At 64.5% G+C, this 16,686-nt stretch carries 18 protein-coding genes and 1 other RNA gene; 12 read left to right on the top strand and 7 right to left on the bottom strand.

What is annotated here, in order from left to right; all coding sequences use genetic code 11:
- Nucleotides 1-260 precede the first annotated feature (260 nt).
- From feoB to ssrA, 7 genes are all read right to left on the bottom strand, one after another.
- On the bottom strand, nt 261-2,132 hold the full coding sequence (feoB, locus tag AB7245_RS34605; protein WP_085399734.1) for a ferrous iron transporter B: 1,872 nt from the start codon (nt 2,130-2,132) through the stop codon (nt 261-263).
- A gap of 23 nt (nt 2,133-2,155) precedes the next feature.
- Nucleotides 2,156-2,431 (bottom strand): FeoA family protein, encoded by a 276-nt coding sequence (locus AB7245_RS34600; protein ID WP_014493043.1) that lies wholly within the window; start codon nt 2,429-2,431, stop codon nt 2,156-2,158.
- A 115-nt stretch (nt 2,432-2,546) separates the two neighbouring features.
- Complete coding sequence (locus AB7245_RS34595; protein ID WP_014493044.1) at nt 2,547-2,801, bottom strand: ribbon-helix-helix domain-containing protein; 255 nt, start codon at nt 2,799-2,801, stop codon at nt 2,547-2,549.
- A complete protein-coding gene (locus AB7245_RS34590; protein ID WP_439035482.1) occupies nt 2,798-2,986 on the bottom strand; it encodes a DUF4169 family protein in 189 nt (62 codons plus the stop codon). Before AB7245_RS34590 ends, AB7245_RS34595 begins: the two co-directional genes overlap by 4 nt.
- A 278-nt stretch (nt 2,987-3,264) precedes the next feature.
- A complete protein-coding gene (gene fumC / locus AB7245_RS34585) occupies nt 3,265-4,698 on the bottom strand; it encodes a class II fumarate hydratase (RefSeq protein ID WP_439035775.1) in 1,434 nt (477 codons plus the stop codon).
- Between the two features lie 89 nt (nt 4,699-4,787).
- Nucleotides 4,788-5,306, bottom strand: coding sequence for an SspB family protein (locus tag AB7245_RS34580; RefSeq protein WP_063981612.1), 519 nt, complete (start codon nt 5,304-5,306; stop codon nt 4,788-4,790).
- A gap of 114 nt (nt 5,307-5,420) precedes the next feature.
- Nucleotides 5,421-5,786: a transfer-messenger RNA gene (gene ssrA / locus AB7245_RS34575) on the bottom strand.
- A gap of 96 nt (nt 5,787-5,882) precedes the next feature.
- On the opposite strand from ssrA, the gene AB7245_RS34570 reads away from it, so the two are divergent.
- The 12 genes from AB7245_RS34570 to AB7245_RS34515 all read left to right on the top strand — a co-directional run bounded on the left by AB7245_RS34570 (nt 5,883) and on the right by AB7245_RS34515 (nt 16,615).
- Complete coding sequence (locus AB7245_RS34570) at nt 5,883-6,488, top strand: chromate transporter (protein WP_439035481.1); 606 nt, start codon at nt 5,883-5,885, stop codon at nt 6,486-6,488.
- Nucleotides 6,485-7,015, top strand: coding sequence for a chromate transporter (locus tag AB7245_RS34565; protein WP_063981614.1), 531 nt, complete (start codon nt 6,485-6,487; stop codon nt 7,013-7,015). Before AB7245_RS34570 ends, AB7245_RS34565 begins: the two co-directional genes overlap by 4 nt.
- A gap of 94 nt (nt 7,016-7,109) precedes the next feature.
- The gene (locus AB7245_RS34560) at nt 7,110-7,871 is read left to right on the top strand and encodes a tripartite tricarboxylate transporter TctB family protein (RefSeq protein WP_071910507.1); all 762 of its coding nucleotides are present in this window, start codon (nt 7,110-7,112) and stop codon (nt 7,869-7,871) included.
- A 7-nt stretch (nt 7,872-7,878) separates the two neighbouring features.
- Nucleotides 7,879-9,393, top strand: coding sequence for a tripartite tricarboxylate transporter permease (locus AB7245_RS34555; protein ID WP_085399731.1), 1,515 nt, complete (start codon nt 7,879-7,881; stop codon nt 9,391-9,393).
- 135 nt (nt 9,394-9,528) lie between these two features.
- Nucleotides 9,529-10,509 carry a tripartite tricarboxylate transporter substrate binding protein BugD gene (locus AB7245_RS34550; RefSeq protein ID WP_071910509.1) on the top strand — a complete coding sequence of 327 codons (981 nt, stop codon included), beginning with the start codon at nt 9,529-9,531 and terminating at the stop codon, nt 10,507-10,509.
- Between the two features lie 187 nt (nt 10,510-10,696).
- A complete protein-coding gene (locus AB7245_RS34545; RefSeq protein WP_166101661.1) occupies nt 10,697-11,491 on the top strand; it encodes a thymidylate synthase in 795 nt (264 codons plus the stop codon).
- A gap of 5 nt (nt 11,492-11,496) precedes the next feature.
- Nucleotides 11,497-11,982: a GNAT family N-acetyltransferase gene (locus AB7245_RS34540; protein WP_439035480.1), complete on the top strand. Its 486-nt coding sequence runs from the start codon at nt 11,497-11,499 to the stop codon at nt 11,980-11,982.
- Nucleotides 11,982-12,491: a dihydrofolate reductase gene (locus AB7245_RS34535; RefSeq protein ID WP_081369153.1), complete on the top strand. Its 510-nt coding sequence runs from the start codon at nt 11,982-11,984 to the stop codon at nt 12,489-12,491. The genes AB7245_RS34540 and AB7245_RS34535 overlap by 1 nt, the downstream gene beginning before the upstream one ends.
- 153 nt (nt 12,492-12,644) lie before the next feature.
- On the top strand, nt 12,645-13,781 hold the full coding sequence (gene hflK, locus AB7245_RS34530; protein WP_063981619.1) for an FtsH protease activity modulator HflK: 1,137 nt from the start codon (nt 12,645-12,647) through the stop codon (nt 13,779-13,781).
- Entirely contained in the window at nt 13,778-14,674 is an 897-nt protein-coding gene (gene hflC / locus AB7245_RS34525; RefSeq protein WP_063981620.1) for a protease modulator HflC, read from the top strand. Before hflK ends, hflC begins: the two co-directional genes overlap by 4 nt.
- 71 nt (nt 14,675-14,745) lie before the next feature.
- A complete protein-coding gene (locus tag AB7245_RS34520) occupies nt 14,746-14,952 on the top strand; it encodes a DUF2065 domain-containing protein (RefSeq protein ID WP_025038031.1) in 207 nt (68 codons plus the stop codon).
- A gap of 157 nt (nt 14,953-15,109) precedes the next feature.
- Nucleotides 15,110-16,615: a Do family serine endopeptidase gene (locus AB7245_RS34515; RefSeq protein ID WP_439035479.1), complete on the top strand. Its 1,506-nt coding sequence runs from the start codon at nt 15,110-15,112 to the stop codon at nt 16,613-16,615.
- The last annotated feature ends 71 nt before the right edge of the window (nt 16,616-16,686 follow it).

Raw genomic sequence — 16,686 nt, 5'->3', positions numbered from 1 at the left:
CGAGGTGGCAATCCCGGGAGGATGCCATCATCCTCCTGTTTTGCCCGACGGCGCAACCGGCACGCCGTAGTCCGTAGCCCGGATGGAGCGAAGCGCAATCCGGGAATCCTCGATCGGATGCGCTTTCCCGGATTTCGCTGCGCTCCATCCGGGCTACGTCTGTTTCCTTGGACGTATCAACGACTTCACCGGGCGCTGGCGCGGTAAACGCCGTCTACTGTGCATGGGGTTGTTCTCGCAATTTTAGTTTAGAGAGGGCGCTACCCCGCGCCGAGTGCGACCGCGACGTTGTAGGTCAGAAGGCTCGCGGCATAAGCCAGCACCAGCATGTAGAAGAAGGTCACGGCCATCCAGGTCCAGCTTCCGGTCTCGCGCCGGATCACGGCGAGCGTGGATGCGCATTGCGGGGCGAAGATGTACCAGGCCAGCATCGACAGCGCGGTCGCGAGCGACCATTTCGTCGCCAGCACCTGGCCGATCTGCTCGGCGGCTTCCTTGCCGCCTTCGATCGCGTAGACGGTGCCGAGGGCTGCGACCGCGACCTCGCGCGCCGCCATGCCCGGGATCAGCGCGACCGCGATCTGCCAGTTGAAGCCGACGGGGGCGAGCAGCGGCTCGAGCGCCTTGCCGATGATCGCGGCCAGGCTGAAGTCGATCGCGGGTTCGGTGGCGCCCGCGGGCGGTTGCGGGAACGAGGCCAGAAACCAGATCAGCACCATCATCGAGAAGATCGTGGTGCCGGCGCGATGCAGGAACATTTTCGCCCGCGTGTAGACGCCGATCGCGATCGATTTCAGCCGCGGCATCTTGTAGTCCGGCAGCTCCAGCATGAACGGTGCCGGCGCATAGTCGCGCAGCATGAAGAATTTGATCAGGAACGAGACGACCAGCGCGCTGGTGATGCCGGCGGCGTAGAGGCCGAACATCACGAGGCCCTGGAGGTTGATGAAGCCCCAGACGTCCCTGGCCGGAATGAATGCGGAGATGATCAGCGTATAGACGGGAATGCGCGCCGAGCAGGTCATCAGCGGCGCGATCAGGATCGTGGTCAGCCGGTCGCGCTTGTTGTCGATCACGCGCGTCGCCATGATGCCGGGAATGGCGCAGGCAAAGCTCGACAGCAGCGGAATGAAGGCGCGGCCGTGCAGGCCGGCGCCACCCATGATGCGGTCCATCAGGAACGCGGCGCGCGCCATGTAGCCGAAGTCTTCCAGCAGCAGGATGAACAGGAAGATGATGATGATCTGCGGCAGGAACACGATGACGCTGCCGACGCCTGATATCACGCCGTTCTGAAGGAAGCTCTGCAAGAGGCCGGCGGGCAGGGTGGCGTGCACGAATTCGCCGAGCGCGTCGAAGCCGTTGTTGAGCAGGTCCATCAGCGGCTGCGCCCAGGCGAACACCGCCTGGAACATCACGAACAGGATGAGAGCGAGCACGATCAGGCCGCCGACCGGATGCAGCACAACGGCATCGATCCGCGCGGTCCAGGTGTCGGGCCGGCTTGGCAGGCTGACGCAGTCGGCGATGATGCGGTCGGCCTCGCGCTGGGTGGCGCGCAGCTCGGCGACGCTGAGCGCGCGCCAGCTGTTCTCCCGCGGCTCCGCGGCGAGTTTCGCCGAGATCTCGTCCGTCAGCGCCAACAGGTCGGCCGTGCCGCTCTTGCGCACCGCGATCGAGGTGACCACGGGCACGCCGAGCTCCTTGGCGAGCCGCTCCACGTCGACGGTGATGCCGCGCCGGCTCGCGATGTCGAACATGTTGAGCACGAGGATCATCGGCCGGCCGGTGCGCTTCAGCTCCAGCAGCAGGCGGATGGTCAGGCGCAGATTGGTCGAGTCGGCCACGCACAGCACGAGGTCGGGCACGGTCTCGCCGGACGCCTTGCCGAGCACGAAGTCGCGGGTGATCTCCTCGTCCGGGCTGCGGCCGCGCAGCGAGTAGGTGCCGGGCAGGTCGACCACCGAGACCTGGCGTCCCAGGGGCGTGACGAAGAAGCCTTCCTTGCGCTCGACGGTGACGCCGGGATAGTTCGCGACCTTCTGTCGGCTGCCGGTCAGCGCGTTGAACAGCGATGTCTTGCCGCTGTTCGGCGTGCCCACCAGGGCGAGATGCAGCAGAGGAGCTTCCATGGGATCAGATTTCCGGTCGCTATCTAGGCGACAATGATGGCCATGGCTTCACGACGGCGGACCGCGATCGTGATGTTGTCGACACGGACGGCGATCGGGTCGCGCCCGACCAGGCCCTCGTGCAGGACCTCGACCCGGGCGCCCTCGACGAAGCCGAGCTCGATCAGCCGGCTCTCGAGCTCGATGTCCGAGAGCGCCGAGCCCGCATCCCCGGCGGAAAGATGTTGGATGACGCCGATATAGCCGCGCTGGGCCAGGCCCAGCGGCATCCGCGAACGCGTGTCATTGGTGTCGGTCATGCCCTGTATTTTCAACGCAGGGCAGTGAGGTCAAGCGCGCGGGTCGGCTGAAACTGCACCTTAGAGTGATTTTAAAGTGCAGAACCGTGAGGCGCCGTTGGGGGACGCCCAACGGCTACTGGGCCGGGACCTTTTCCGGCTGGATGGCGGCCATGGCGCGGCTCTTGAAGTAGTCGAGGACGAACAGGCGGATCGCCGAGGACAGATTGCCCTGCTGGCGGTTGCCGTCGATCTCGCCGACCAGCTCGGACAGCGTCATGTTGCGCAGGCCCGAGATCTCCTTCATGCCGTTCCAGAACGCCTCTTCCAGGCTGACGCTGGTCTTGTGGCCGGCGACCACGATCGACCGTTTCACCACGGGCGACTTCATGACTGATCCTCGCGATCGATCTGATGCTGGTCCAGATGCGCCTTCGCCTGGTCCGCGCGCGTCTCCTCCGCCGACCGCTCCGCCTTCGTGCGGCCGAACTTCGCTCGATTGGTGTCCGCCTGCTTCGCCGATGCTTCCCGCTCGGCGCGCTTCCTGAAACGATTCAGGTTGATGACGTTCCCCATGCCGCGTCTCCATCATCCGCTCCTCTTCTGGCAGGATGAAACATTCAGAAACTGGGTGCCGTGTTGCGCCCTATGAGACTTGATCGCCATTCGCTCGTCCTCGTCAATTGGCCCCTTGGGCCATCAAACGATGAATTAGCCCCGTCAAAGGGCAGAGAGGCCTGCGTAGCACGCCGCCTCGCCACAACATTGACGGTAATCAAATCCCGGCCCTTAAGCCTTATATTTATGAGCCCCAAGGCACCGTATCATTACGGATGACTATCGGAATTCGGAATTCATCCAGGCCGCGTCATTTTCTCCGGCTGCACCAGCCGGTCGAACTCGTCGGCCGAGACGAAGCCGAGCCGCAGCGCCTCCTCCTTCAGCGTGGTGCCGTTGGCATGCGCGGTCTTCGCCACCTTGGCGGCGTTGTCATAGCCGATCTTCGGGGCGAGCGCGGTCACCAGCATCAGCGAGCGCTGCATCAGCTCCCTGATGCGCTTTTCGTCGGCGCGGATGCCGCTGACGCAATGTTCGGTGAAGGAGCGCGCGGCGTCCGCCATCAGCCGGATCGAGTGCAGCATGTTGTAGGCGAGCACGGGCTTGTAGACGTTGAGCTCGAAATGGCCTTGGCTGCCGGCGACTGTGATCGCAGTGTGATTGCCGAACACCTGGCAGCACACCATCGTCATCGCCTCGCACTGCGTCGGGTTGACCTTGCCGGGCATGATCGAGGAGCCCGGCTCGTTCTCCGGCAGGATCAGCTCGCCGAGGCCCGAGCGCGGGCCCGATCCGAGCAGGCGGATGTCGTTGGCGATCTTGAACAGGCCTGTCGCGACGGAATTGATGGCGCCGTGCGCCAGCACATAGGCGTCGTTCGAGGCCAGCGCCTCGAATTTGTTGGCGGCGCTGGTGAAGGGCAGCTTCGTAATCCCGGTAACGTGCTTTGCGAACAGTCTTGCGAAGCGCGGCTTGGAGTTGAGGCCGGTGCCGACGGCGGTGCCGCCCTGGGCCAGCGGATAGAGGTCCTTCACCGCGACCTTGAGGCGGGCGATGCCGCTTTCGACCTGTGCGGCGTAGCCCGAAAATTCCTGACCGAGCGTCAGCGGTGTCGCATCCTGGGTGTGTGTCCGCCCGATCTTGACGATCTTTGCGAACTCCTTCTCCTTCTTGCGGAGCGCGCGCAGCAGCTCGCCGAGGGCAGGGACGAGATCGGCATTGATGCGGCTTGCGGCCGCGATGTGCATCGCGGTCGGGAATGAGTCGTTCGACGACTGGCTCATGTTGACGTGATCGTTGGGATGCACCGGCTTCTTGGTGCCGAGCTCGCCGCCGAGCAGCTCATTGGCGCGGTTGGCGATGACCTCGTTGAGGTTCATGTTGCTCTGCGTGCCCGAGCCGGTCTGCCACACGACCAGCGGGAAATGATCGTCCAGCTTGCCCTCGATCACCTCGCGCGCGGCGCGGATGATGGCGTTGGCCCGGCGCTGGTCGAGCAGGCCGAGCGCGAGGTTGGATTGTGCGGCGGCGAGCTTGACGATGCCGAGCGCATGCACAAGCTCGATCGGCATGCGGTCGATGCCGATACGGAAATTCTGGCGCGAACGTTCAGTCTGCGCCCCCCAATAGCGATCAGCGGGGACCTCGATGGGACCGAAACTGTCGGTCTCGGTGCGGCTGGCGGGGCGGGCAGTCTTCGAGCGAGCAGTCTTGGCCATGAGCACATCCATTCTGCGGCACGGAATGCCGTGCGGCCTCTTCATGTGCTCTTCTATATCGGCAGTTTGGCCGGGCGCGACCGTTTCGCGCCCAACCTAGATCATTTCTTGCGGAAACGATCGAGCCGCACCACCTCGGCGCCGCCCTGGTTCGGGGCGGTCGGCTCTTCGGCGCTTTCCGCCGGCTCACTGGCAGGCGCAGGCACCGCGACGGCCGACGGCGCGGGAGCGGCCGGCAATGTCTCGGATGAGACCTCGGCGACATCGGAGGTGTCGAACTGGAGGCCGAACTTCACGGACGGATCGAGGAAGCTCTTGATCGCGCTGAACGGCACGATCAGCCGCTCCGGAATGCCGCCGAAGGACAGGCCGACCTCGAAGCGGTCCTCGAGCACGGTCAGATCCCAGAACTGGTGCTGGAGGATGATCGTCATCTCTTCCGGGTATTGCGCCAGGAGCCGCGACGACAGCTTCACGCCCTCGGCCTTCGACACGAAGGTGATGAAGAAATGGTGCTCGCCCGGCAGTCCATGGGACGCGGCATCGGTCAGCACCTTCCGCAGCACGCCGCGCAGCGCGTCGCGAGCCAGCACATCGTATCGGATATGATCGGTCGCCATGGTGGTCCTGTTGCATTCCAGGAGTTGGGCCCTGCCGGCCCGACTCGCCAAGCCGCAATAGTACCGCGCCTGACGGGTCAGCAGGAGTCCCCGCCGGGAAGGAAATAAGAGGTAAGTGGAGGCTTCTGTTGCCAGGTGCCTCCGAACCCCGCCTAACGGAGCTTAACCCGTTAGGACTTTAAGATGGTCTTTCAAACTGCGTTACGCAGCCTGAGCAACCGGAGCAAAGTTGTCGTTGGCAACTATTGCAGTAGCCCGATAACGGCGGAACAATACCGGGAAAAAGCACGCCCTTTACGCCCTCGTCGATCCTATTTCGCCCCCGCCAAAACCCGCTCTGGGTGAGCCCGCTGGTGGGCTTTGGTGGAGGCGCCGGGTACCGCCCCCGGGTCCGAATGGTTTATTGCGACGACCGTTTATTTCCATAGCCGGCGAACCGGCACCCCCAATATAGGGGGCAAAGGTTTCAAATGACAGGTGTTTCGAGCGGCGATCCCACGGTTCCCTTTGGATAGGTCCCGGGCGGGCCTCGGTATGATCTTGGCCCTGGGACGGCCAGCGTTCTAAGCTCCTGACATGTCCACGGATTCAGCACCGGCCGCCCAAGAGTCGGACCATCCCGCCGCCCACGCTCCTCCGCCCGGCCTCGTTGCGCTGTTCCTGGCCTTCGCCCGGATGTCGCTGGCCGGTTTCGGCGGGGTCCTGGTGTTTGCCCGCCACGCCATCGTCGATCAGCACCGCTGGATGACGGCGGACGAGTTCAACGAGACCTTTGCGCTCTGCCATTTCCTGCCAGGGCCCAACATCGTCAACCTGTCGATGGTGTTCGGGTCGCGGCTGCGCGGCATCGCCGGCGGCGTTGCCGCCTTTACCGGGCTGCTGCTGCCGCCGACGGTGATCATGACCGTGCTTGCGATCATCTACGCCCGGTTCGGCGATGTGGAGGTGCTGCGCCGGATCCTCGCGGGCATCTCCTGCGCGGCGGTCGGGCTGCTGATCGCGGTGGTCTTCCGCATGATGATGCCATTGCTCAAGCGGATGGACGTCGTCGTGCTCATTCTCATGCTCGGCGTGTTCGTTGCGATCGGCGTGCTTCGCCTGCCGCTCCAGGCGGTGCTGCTGGTCGCGATCCCCGTCAGTATCGGCGTCACATATTGGGTGCGGCGGAAGGTAGCAGCGTGAACAGCGAAAACCCGATCTGGGCGCTGATCTCCACCTTTGGTCTAATGTCGCTGTTCGCAGTCGGCGGCGCTGCGGCGGCGGTACCGGAGATGCACCGCATCGCGGTCGACGTGCATCACTGGATGACCGAGAAGCAGTTCGCCGACGCCTATGCGATCGCGCAGCTCTCGCCAGGTCCGAACGTACTTATCGTCACGTTAATCGGCTATGCCGTCGCCGGCATCCCCGGCGCGCTGGCGGCAACGCTGGCGATGTGCCTGCCGACGGCGCTGCTTGCCTATTATGTCAGCCGTCTGCTGAGCCGGCCCAGCCAATCGCGCTGGCCCGCCTTGATTCAGACTGCACTGGTTCCGCTATCGATTGGATTGATGGCAGCCAGCGCCCTGATCCTGGCCCAGTCGACCGATCGCACCTTTGCTGCGCTGCTTCTGACCGCGGCGGTTGCAGTGCTCGCGTCCGTCTCGCGCATCAATCCACTCTGGCTTCTGCTCGCCGGAGGCCTGATTGGTTTTGCTGGCATTGTGTAATGAAAATCGCTAGGCAGTGATCCGGGCGGGGGATCCTTTTCCAGCCGATTAGAACAACAGTGCTCGTGACTTAGGAGTCGCGGAGGAGACAAGCATGGCCGACACGATGGGCCACTCGGCGACTGCCACCCGAAACACCTCGGTGGCGATTGGCTTCTGCCTGCTGGCGATCGCGCCGCAGATTTTCGAATTCATCTGGTCGATCGGGACGATCTTCGGCTGGGGTGCCGGGCGCGGCCCACTGCAGGTCGTAACCGGCCATGCGACCGCGCTGCTCGCCGGCGCGCCCAGTGCCATATTCGGATCGTTCGGTGGCGGCGCCAAGAAGGCGTCATCTGATGTGCTGCTGGCGCTGATCTACTCCTATCCGCTGTTTGCGGTGGCGATCCTCACGCTGTTCATGACGATCCGGTCGGCGCAGGACTATGTCGGCGGCGTCATCCTGATGGCGCTCGCCCTGTTCGCGCTGTGGGCGTCGAGCGATCTGCAGGGCATGCGCGGCTTCTCCTTCGGCGCCGGCACGGCACCGCGGATGTTCGGTGGATTGCTGGTGGCCTTGTCGGCCGGCATCGCCTTGACCGGCCTTCTGACCGATGGGCCGGCGATGGCCCATTATTCCTGGCGCGGGCCTCTGTTCGTGATGGTCGCGATCCTGTTTTTCGCGCTGGCGATCCGGCCGCTCGGCCTCGTGGTCACGGCCTTCGTGAGCTTCATGATTGCAGCGCTGGGCTCGCATGAGACGCGCTGGCTGGAGGCCGCCATCGTCGGCGCCTGCCTGACGCTCGGCTGCGCAATCCTGTTCCCGTACGTGCTCGGATTGCCGATGCCGATGTTCCCGCGTTTCCTGGTTCAGTGAGGGTGTAATGGAGCTCTTTGCCAACCTCGCTCACGGTTTTGCCGTCGCGTTCTCTCCGATCAACCTGCTGATGTGCCTGATCGGCGCCCTCGTGGGTACGCTGGTCGGCGTGTTGCCGGGCATCGGCACCATCGCGACGGTCGCGATGCTGCTGCCGATCACTTTCGGCCTGCCGCCGGTCGGCGCGCTGATTATGCTCGCCGGCATCTATTATGGCGCCCAGTACGGCGGCTCGACCACGTCGATCCTGGTCAACATACCCGGTGAGGCGACATCGGTCGTCACCGCCATCGACGGCCACCAGATGGCCAAGCAGGGCCGCGCCGGCCCGGCGCTGGCGATCGCCGCGATCGGCTCGTTCTTCGCCGGCTGCGTTGCGACCGTTTTGATCGCCGTCCTCGGCGCGCCGCTCACGAAGCTCGCGCTGGCGTTCGGTCCGGCCGAGTATTTCTCGCTGATGGTGCTCGGCCTGATCTTCGCGGTGGTGCTTGCCAAAGGCTCGGTGCTGAAGGCGATCGCGATGATCGTGTTCGGCCTGCTGCTCTCGATCGTCGGCTCTGACATCGAGACCGGCGCCTCGCGCATGGCCTTCAACATTCCGGAGCTCGCCGACGGCCTTGGCTTCGCGACGGTGGCGATGGGTGTATTCGGCTTCGCCGAGATCATCCGTAACCTCGACGCCGGCGCCGAGATGAACCGCGATCTGGTGCAGCAGAAGATCACCGGCCTGATGCCGACCAGGAAAGACCTGGTCGATTCGGCGCCTGCGATCCTGCGCGGCACGGTGCTCGGCTCGATCCTCGGCATCCTGCCCGGCGGCGGCGCGGTCATCGCGTCGTTTGCGGCCTATACGCTCGAGAAGAAGCTCGCCAAGAACCCGTCGCGGTTTGGCCGCGGCGCGATCGAGGGCGTGGCGGGGCCGGAAAGCGCCAACAACGCTGCGGCGCAGACATCGTTCATTCCGCTGCTGACGCTCGGCATCCCGCCGAACGCGGTGATGGCGCTGATGGTCGGCGCGATGACCATCCACGGCATCGTGCCGGGCCCGCAGGTCATGCAGAAGCAGCCGGATCTGGTCTGGGGCATGATCGCCTCGATGTGGATCGGCAATCTGATGCTGATCATCATCAACCTGCCGCTCGTCGGAATCTGGGTGCGGCTGCTGCGCGTGCCTTACCGGCTGATGTTCCCCTCGATCGTGATCTTCTGCGCGATCGGCATCTACTCGGTGAACAACGCACCGGTCGACGTCATTCTCGCGGGCGTCTTCGGTCTGGTCGGCTACTGGCTGATCAAGCACGATTTCGAGCCGGCGCCGCTGCTGCTCGGCATGGTGCTCGGACCGCTGATGGAAGAGAACCTGCGTCGTGCGCTGCTGATCTCGCGCGGCGACTGGAGCGTGTTCCTGACGCGTCCGTTGTCGGCGGTGCTGCTGGCGATCGCGGCGTTTCTGCTGATCCTCACGGTCCTGCCCGTGCTGCGCGCCAAGCGCGACGAGGTGTTCACCGAATCCGAGAACTGACCGCGCCTGCGTCGTCGCGGCGCCCTGCGTCCGCACGCCGCATTCGGAAGTCGAATCGACTTGTGTGACCGCTTCGTGAAATGAAAATGCCGGCCCTGTGGCCGGCATTTTTGTTTTACGTCCGAGGGGATCGAGATGACTTCCATTCGCGCGCTTGCGGGCGCATGTGCTGCGGCGTTCGCATCGTTGTGCGGCTTTGTCGCACCGGCGGAGGCGCAGACCTATCCGACGCGCAGCATCACCATGATCGTGCCGTTCGCGGCCGGCGGCCCGACCGACGTGATTTCGCGCATCGTCACCGGGCACATGGCGCAGACGCTCGGACAGAGCATCATCATCGAGAACGTGGTCGGCGCCGGCGGCACCACCGCGACCACGCGCGCTGCGCGCGCGGCCAATGACGGCTATACGCTCATTACCGGGCATATGGGCACGCATGCCGCCTCCGTCCCGCTCTATCCGAAACTCGCCTACCACCCGGAAAAGGATTTTGAGCCGGTCGCGCTGCTCGCGGGCACGCCGATCCTGATCCTGGCGCGCAAGGACTTTCCGCCGAAAGACCTCAAGGAGTTCGTCGCCTACGTGAAAGCGAACGCCGAGAAGGTCAATGCCGCGCATGCCGGCGTCGGCTCGGTCTCGCACGTCTCCTGCGAGCTCCTGCACTCGATCCTCGACATCAAGCCGGTCGGCGTGCCCTTCAACGGCACGGGCCCCGCGATGAATGCGCTGGTGGCCGGACAGGTCGACTACATGTGCGACCAGATCGTCAATGCGGTGCCGCAGATCAATGCCGGCACCATCAAGGCCTATGCGATCGCGACGGCCGAGCGCAATCCGTCGCTGCCGAACGTGCCGACGACGGCGGAGGCCGGCCTGCCTGCATTCCAGGCCCAGGCCTGGAACGCGATGTTCGCGCCGAAGGGAACTTCGCCCGCGATCATTGCGAGCCTGAATGCCGCCGCCATCAAGGCGCTCGACGACGAGACCGTGAAGAAGCGCCTGCTCGAGCTCGGCAGCGTCATTCCGGGTCCCAAGGACCGGACGCCGGAGGCGCTGGCGACCCTCGTCAAGAACGAGATCGCGAAGTGGACCCCGGTGCTCAAGCCGGCAACTTAACGAGCACTTTCAAGTCGATAGGCGAGGGGCGGGACGCAAGTTCCGCCCCTTGTTGTTTGCACCGGGAACAGTCACTTTTCGGGGTATAATGGGCTTAAACAGCGAATCGCTGCTGTCGTAGCGCGGGGCGCGCCGTTAAGTTCGCCGCCTCCCCAAAGGCTGCCGTCTTCTCAAAGGTTTTTGGCACATGCACCAGTATCAGGACCTGCTCGAGCGGATTCTTTCAGACGGCGCCGAGAAGACCGACCGGACCGGCACCGGCACGCTGTCGGTGTTCGGCCATCAGATGCGCTTCAACCTGTCTGCCGGCTTCCCGATGCTGACCACCAAGCGGCTGCCGCTGAAGGCGATCGTGCATGAGCTGTTGTGGTTCCTGAAGGGCGACACCAACATCAAATATCTGCGCGACAACGGCGTCACCATCTGGGACGAATGGGCCGATGCCAATGGCGATCTCGGACCGGTCTATGGCCATCAATGGCGTTCCTGGCCCACGGCCGACGGGCGCAGCATCGACCAGATCGCCAATGTCATCGACATGATCAAGCGCACCCCGGATTCGCGCCGGCTGATCGTCACCGCCTGGAATCCCGCCGACGTCGAAAAGATGGCGCTGCCGCCCTGCCACCTGCTGTTCCAGTTCTATGTCGCCAACGGCAAATTATCCTGCCAGCTCTATCAGCGCTCGGCCGACGTCTTCCTCGGCGTGCCCTTCAACATCGCGTCCTATGCGCTGCTGACGATGATGGTCGCGCAGGTCACGGGATTGAAGCCCGGCGACTTCGTGCATTCGCTCGGCGACACCCATCTCTATTCCAATCACCTGGAGCAGGCGCGGCTCCAGCTCACGCGTGCGCCGCGGACGCTGCCGGTGATGCGGATCAATCCCGATGTGAAGGACATCTTCTCATTCCGCTACGAGGATTTCGAGCTCGTCGGCTACGATCCGCATCCGCACATCAAGGCGGAAGTCGCGGTCTAGCGCAGATGTCGCTGACCATCCGCCGCGTGCGCGCCGGTGAAGCCGGGCTCGTTCTTGCCTTCATCCGCGAGCTTGCCGAATACGAAAAGCTTTCGCACGAGGTCGAGGCGACCGAGGCGATGATTGCGGAAGCGCTGTTCGGCGAGCGTCCGCAGCTCTATTGCGCCATTGCCGAGTGGAACGGCGAGCCCGTCGGCTTTGCGGTCTGGTTCGTCAATTTCTCCACTTTCAGCGGCCGTCACGGCATCTATCTCGAAGATCTCTATGTGCGGCCGTCGCATCGGGGCAAGGGCCTCGGCAAGGCGCTGCTGGTCTATCTCGCCAGGGAGTGCGTCGACAACGGCTGGTCGCGGCTGCAATGGGCGGTGCTCGACTGGAACGCGCCGTCGATCGCGTTCTACAAATCGCTCGGCGCCGTCATGATGGACGATTGGACGCTGTGCCGCGTTACCGGCCCTGCGCTGACACGGCTTGCAGGGGGCGCGTCCTGATGGAGATCGTCTTCGTCGTAGCGATCGCGGAGAACGGCGTCATCGGCGCCGGCAACGGGTTCCCGTGGCGATTGAAATCCGACATGGCGCGCTTCAAGGCGCTCACGATCGGCAAGCCCGTGATCATGGGCCGCAAGACCTTCGAAACCCTGCGCCGGCCGCTTCCTGGCCGTACCAACATCGTCATCACGCGCGATGCGGATTATCGCGCCAATGGCGCCATCGTCACGACATCGGCTGCCGATGCGGGCGCGGTTGCGCTTGGCGATGCCCTGCGGCGTTCGGTCGCCGAGATCGCGGTGATCGGTGGCGCCGAGATCTATCGGCAATGGCTCGATCGCGCCGATCGCCTCGAAATCACCGAAGTGCACGCGCGTCCCGAAGGCGACACGCATTTCGACATCGACAAGGCAGAGTGGGATGAGGTTGAGCGCATCCGGCATCCTGCCGGACCCGACGACAGCGCCGACTACTCCTATGTGACATATCGTCGGCGGGCGGGCAATTAACCGCATTCGTCAATGTTTACATTGACTTTTTCGTGCCCGAGCATAGCTCGAAGGACAGCCCGGGCCGCGTTGTAAGGGACTTGCCTGTCCCCTATAAAGCCGGACCGGACAAAGCGGGCGGGGGCGATTTTCACCTGCCGAGGAGAGCGTCGAATGCCGTGGAAGAATCAGGGCGGTGGCCCATGGGGCTCGGGTCCGAAGGGACCATGGGGCAACGGCCCGCAACCGGTCGGGCCAAGGCCGCCGGATCTGGAAGACCTTCTGCGGCGCGGCCAGGACCGCCTCCAGCAGATCATGCCGGGCGGCTATTTCTCCGGCATCGGCATCACGCTGATCGTCCTGCTCATCATCGCGTTCTGGCTGCTGTCGGGCTTCTTCCGGGTGCAATCCGAAGAGCTCGGCGTCGTGCTGCGCTTCGGCAAGCATGTCCGCACCGTGCAGCCGGGTCTGAACTATCATCTGCCCTATCCGATCGAAACCGTGCTGCTGCCGAAGGCGTTGCGCGTCAACACGATCTCCATAGGCATGACGCTGATCGACGATCCGGCGCGGCGCGGCCGCTCCATTCGTGACGTGCCGGAAGAGAGCCTGATGCTGACCGGCGACGAGAATATCGTCGACGTCGACTTCACCGTGCTCTGGCGCATCAAGCCGGACGGCGTCGGCGACTTCCTCTTCAACATCCAGAATCCCGAAGGCACCGTGAAGGCGGTCTCCGAGAGCGCGATGCGCGAGGTGATCGGCCGCTCGCAGATCCAGCCGATCCTGACCGGTGCGCGCAACGTTACCGAACAGGGCGTGCAGGAGTTGATCCAGAGGACCCTGGACAGCTACGGCGCCGGTATTCTCATCAGCCAGGTGCAGATGCAGAAGGTCGACCCGCCGGCGCAGGTGATCGACGCGTTCCGCGACGTCCAGGCGGCGCGCGCCAATCTCGAGCAGCTGCAGAACGAGGCGCAGACCTACGCCAACCAGGTCGTGCCGCAGGCCCGCGGACGTGCGGCGCAGATCACGCAGGCTGCCGAAGGCTACAGGGAGCAGACGGTCGCCGAGGCCAAGGGCCAGAGCTCCCGCTTCCTGAAGGTTTACGAAGAATACAAGAAGGCGCCCGACGTGACGCGTGAACGGATCTATCTGGAGACGATGGAGCGCGTGCTCGGCGGCGCCGACAAGCTCGTCTATGACGGCGGCCCCTCGGGCCAGGGCGTCGTGCCCTATCTGCCGCTCAGTGAGTTGACGACCAAGCGGCCGCCTACCACCGGTCAGCAGTCGAGCGGAGGCAACCGATGAGGTCTCCGGTCACAGGTATCGTCACGCTGCTCGCCCTCCTGCTCGTCGTGATCGTCGGCTACATGTCGCTGTTCACGGTGCAACAGACCGAGCAGACCATCGTGCTGCAGTTCGGCCGTCCCGTCGACGTCGTCACCGCGCCCGGCCTGCACTTCAAGGCGCCGTGGAATTCGGTGATCAACATCGACAAGCGGATCCTCGATCTGGAGAACCCGTCGCAGGAAGCGATCGCGTCCGACCAGAAGCGGCTCGTGGTCGACGCCTTCGCGCGTTACCGCATCAAGGACGCGCTGCGCTTCTACCAGAGCGTCGGCTCGATCCAGGCTGCCAACATCCAGCTCACCACGCTCCTGAACGCGGCGCTGCGCCGCGTGCTCGGCGAGGTCACCTTCATCAACGTGGTGCGCGACGACCGCGAGAAGCTGATGCAGCGCATCCGCGACCAGCTCGATCGCGAGGCCGACGGCTACGGTATCCAGGTCGTCGACGTCCGGATCCGCCGCGCCGACCTGCCGGAGCAGAACAGCCAGGCGGTCTACCAGCGCATGAAGACCGAGCGCGAGCGCGAAGCCGCCGAGTTCCGTGCGCAGGGCGGCCAGAAGGCACAGGAGATCCGCTCCAAGGCCGACCGCGAGGCGACCGTGATCGAGGCGGAAGCCAAATCGCAGGCCGAGCAGATCCGCGGCGTCGGCGACGCCGAGCGCAACCGCCTGTTCGCGGAAGCCTACGGCAAGGACGCCGACTTCTTCGCCTTCTACCGGTCGATGACAGCCTATGAGAACGGGCTGCGCGCGAACGACACCCGCTTCCTGCTGCGGCCGGACTCGGATTTCTTCCGGTTCTTTGGTAACCCGTCCGGCAAGACGGCGACCGAGACGCCGGCGAAGCCGTGAGCTAGACAGAGGGCGGCAGTTCTGCCGCCCTTCGTCCAGACAAGAACAGCACTACGGGAGGTTCCATTCCGATGAGGTCCATTGCGTTCGCCGACTTCCTCATCGGCTTAGGCATCCTGTTCGTGCTGGAAGGCTTGATGTTCGCGGCAAGTCCGAACTGGATGCGCAAGGCCATGAAAAGCGCCATCGCCACGCCGGACAATATCCTGCGGGCGGTTGGGATCGGTTCGGCCGTGGCCGGCCTGGTCTTGATCTGGGTTATGCGCCGTCCGATTTAGGCGTCACGCCAACGCCAAAGTGAAGGCGAGAGACTGGTTTTCGCCGTATTATCCGGGTCTTGAGGCCCGTTAAGCTCCGCGCTTGCGCCGTCCCCCCGTTCGAGCGCAGTCTTGGAGGCGAATCCTTGGGGCCTGATCCTTTTCTCTGGAGATACCAATGACCGCTGCCACCATTGCCCCGACCCGCTTGCGCTTAGGGCTGGCCGCGCTCGCCGTCAGTGCATTCAGCGCGTTCGGCACGCCGGCCCTTGCCCGTGGCCCGGACGGGATCGCCGACGTCGCCGAGAAGGTGATCGACGCGGTCGTCAACATCTCGACCTCGCAGACCGTCGAAGCCAAGGGCGGCGGCGGCGGCAGCAACACCATGCCGCAACTGCCGCCCGGCTCGCCCTTCGAGGAGTTCTTCGACGACTTCTTCAAGAACCGCCGCGGCCCCGGCGGCGGCAGCAAGGGCGGCGAGCGCGGTGACAACCCGCCCCGCAAGACCAACTCGCTCGGCTCCGGCTTCATCATCGACACCGCTGGCGTCGTCGTCACCAACAACCACGTCATCGCGGACGCCGACGAGATCAACGTCATCCTCAACGACGGCACCAAGATCAAGGCCGACCTGGTTGGCGTTGACAAGAAGACCGACCTCGCCGTGCTGAAGATCAAGCCGCCGAAGCCGCTGGTGGCCGTAAAGTTCGGCGACTCCGACAAGCTGCGCCTCGGCGACTGGGTGATCGCGATCGGCAATCCGTTCAGCCTCGGCGGCACGGTGACGGCCGGTATCGTCTCGGCCAAGAACCGCGACATCTCCTCGGGGCCGTATGACAGCTATATCCAGACCGACGCCTCCATCAACCGTGGCAATTCCGGTGGTCCGCTGTTCAACCTCGATGGCGACGTCATCGGCGTCAACACGCTGATCATCTCGCCCTCCGGCGGCTCGATCGGCATCGGCTTTGCCGTGCCCTCGAAGACGGTTGTCGCCGTGGTCGACCAGCTCCGCCAGTTCGGCGAACTGCGCCGCGGCTGGCTCGGCGTGCGCATCCAGAGCGTCACCGACGAGATCGCCGAGAGCCTCAACATCAAGCCCGCGCGCGGCGCGCTGGTCGCCGGCGTCGATGACAAGGGCCCGGCCAAGCCCGCCGGCATCGAGCCCGGCGACGTCGTCGTCAAGTTCGACGGCAAGGACGTCAAGGATCCCAAGGATCTCTCCCGCGTCGTCGCCGACACGGCGGTCGGCAAGGAAGTGGATGTCGTCGTCATCCGCAAGGGCCAGGAGGAGACCAAGAAGGTCACGCTCGGCCGTCTCCAGGATCCCGACAAGGTGCAGGCCGCGGTGAAGACCGACGAGCCGGCGCCCGAGAAGACGGTGACGCAGAAGGCGCTCGGTCTCGATCTTGCGGTGCTCAGCAAGGATTTGCGCACGCGCTACAAGATCAAGGACAGCGTCAAGGGCGTGGTCGTCACCAATGTCGACGCCAATTCGGACGCTGCCGAGAAGCGCCTCTCCGCCGGCGACGTCATCGTCGAGGTTGCGCAGGAGGCCGTCTCCAGCGGCGCCGACATCCAGAAGCGGATCGACCAGCTCAAGAAGGACGGCAAGAAGTCCGTGCTGCTGCTCGTCTCCAACGCCGACGGTGAGCTGCGGTTTGTGGCGCTGAGCGTGCAGTAGTCGCGGTTCAATCCAGTAGGGTGGGCAAAGCGAAGCGTGCCCACCATCTTTCCACCAGCGCAAGTGCGCCT

The organism is Bradyrhizobium sp. 604_D8_N2_3 (genome assembly GCF_051810765.1).
Taxonomy (GTDB): domain Bacteria; phylum Pseudomonadota; class Alphaproteobacteria; order Rhizobiales; family Xanthobacteraceae; genus Bradyrhizobium; species Bradyrhizobium barranii.
This window is presented reverse-complemented; position numbering and strand designations above follow the sequence as displayed.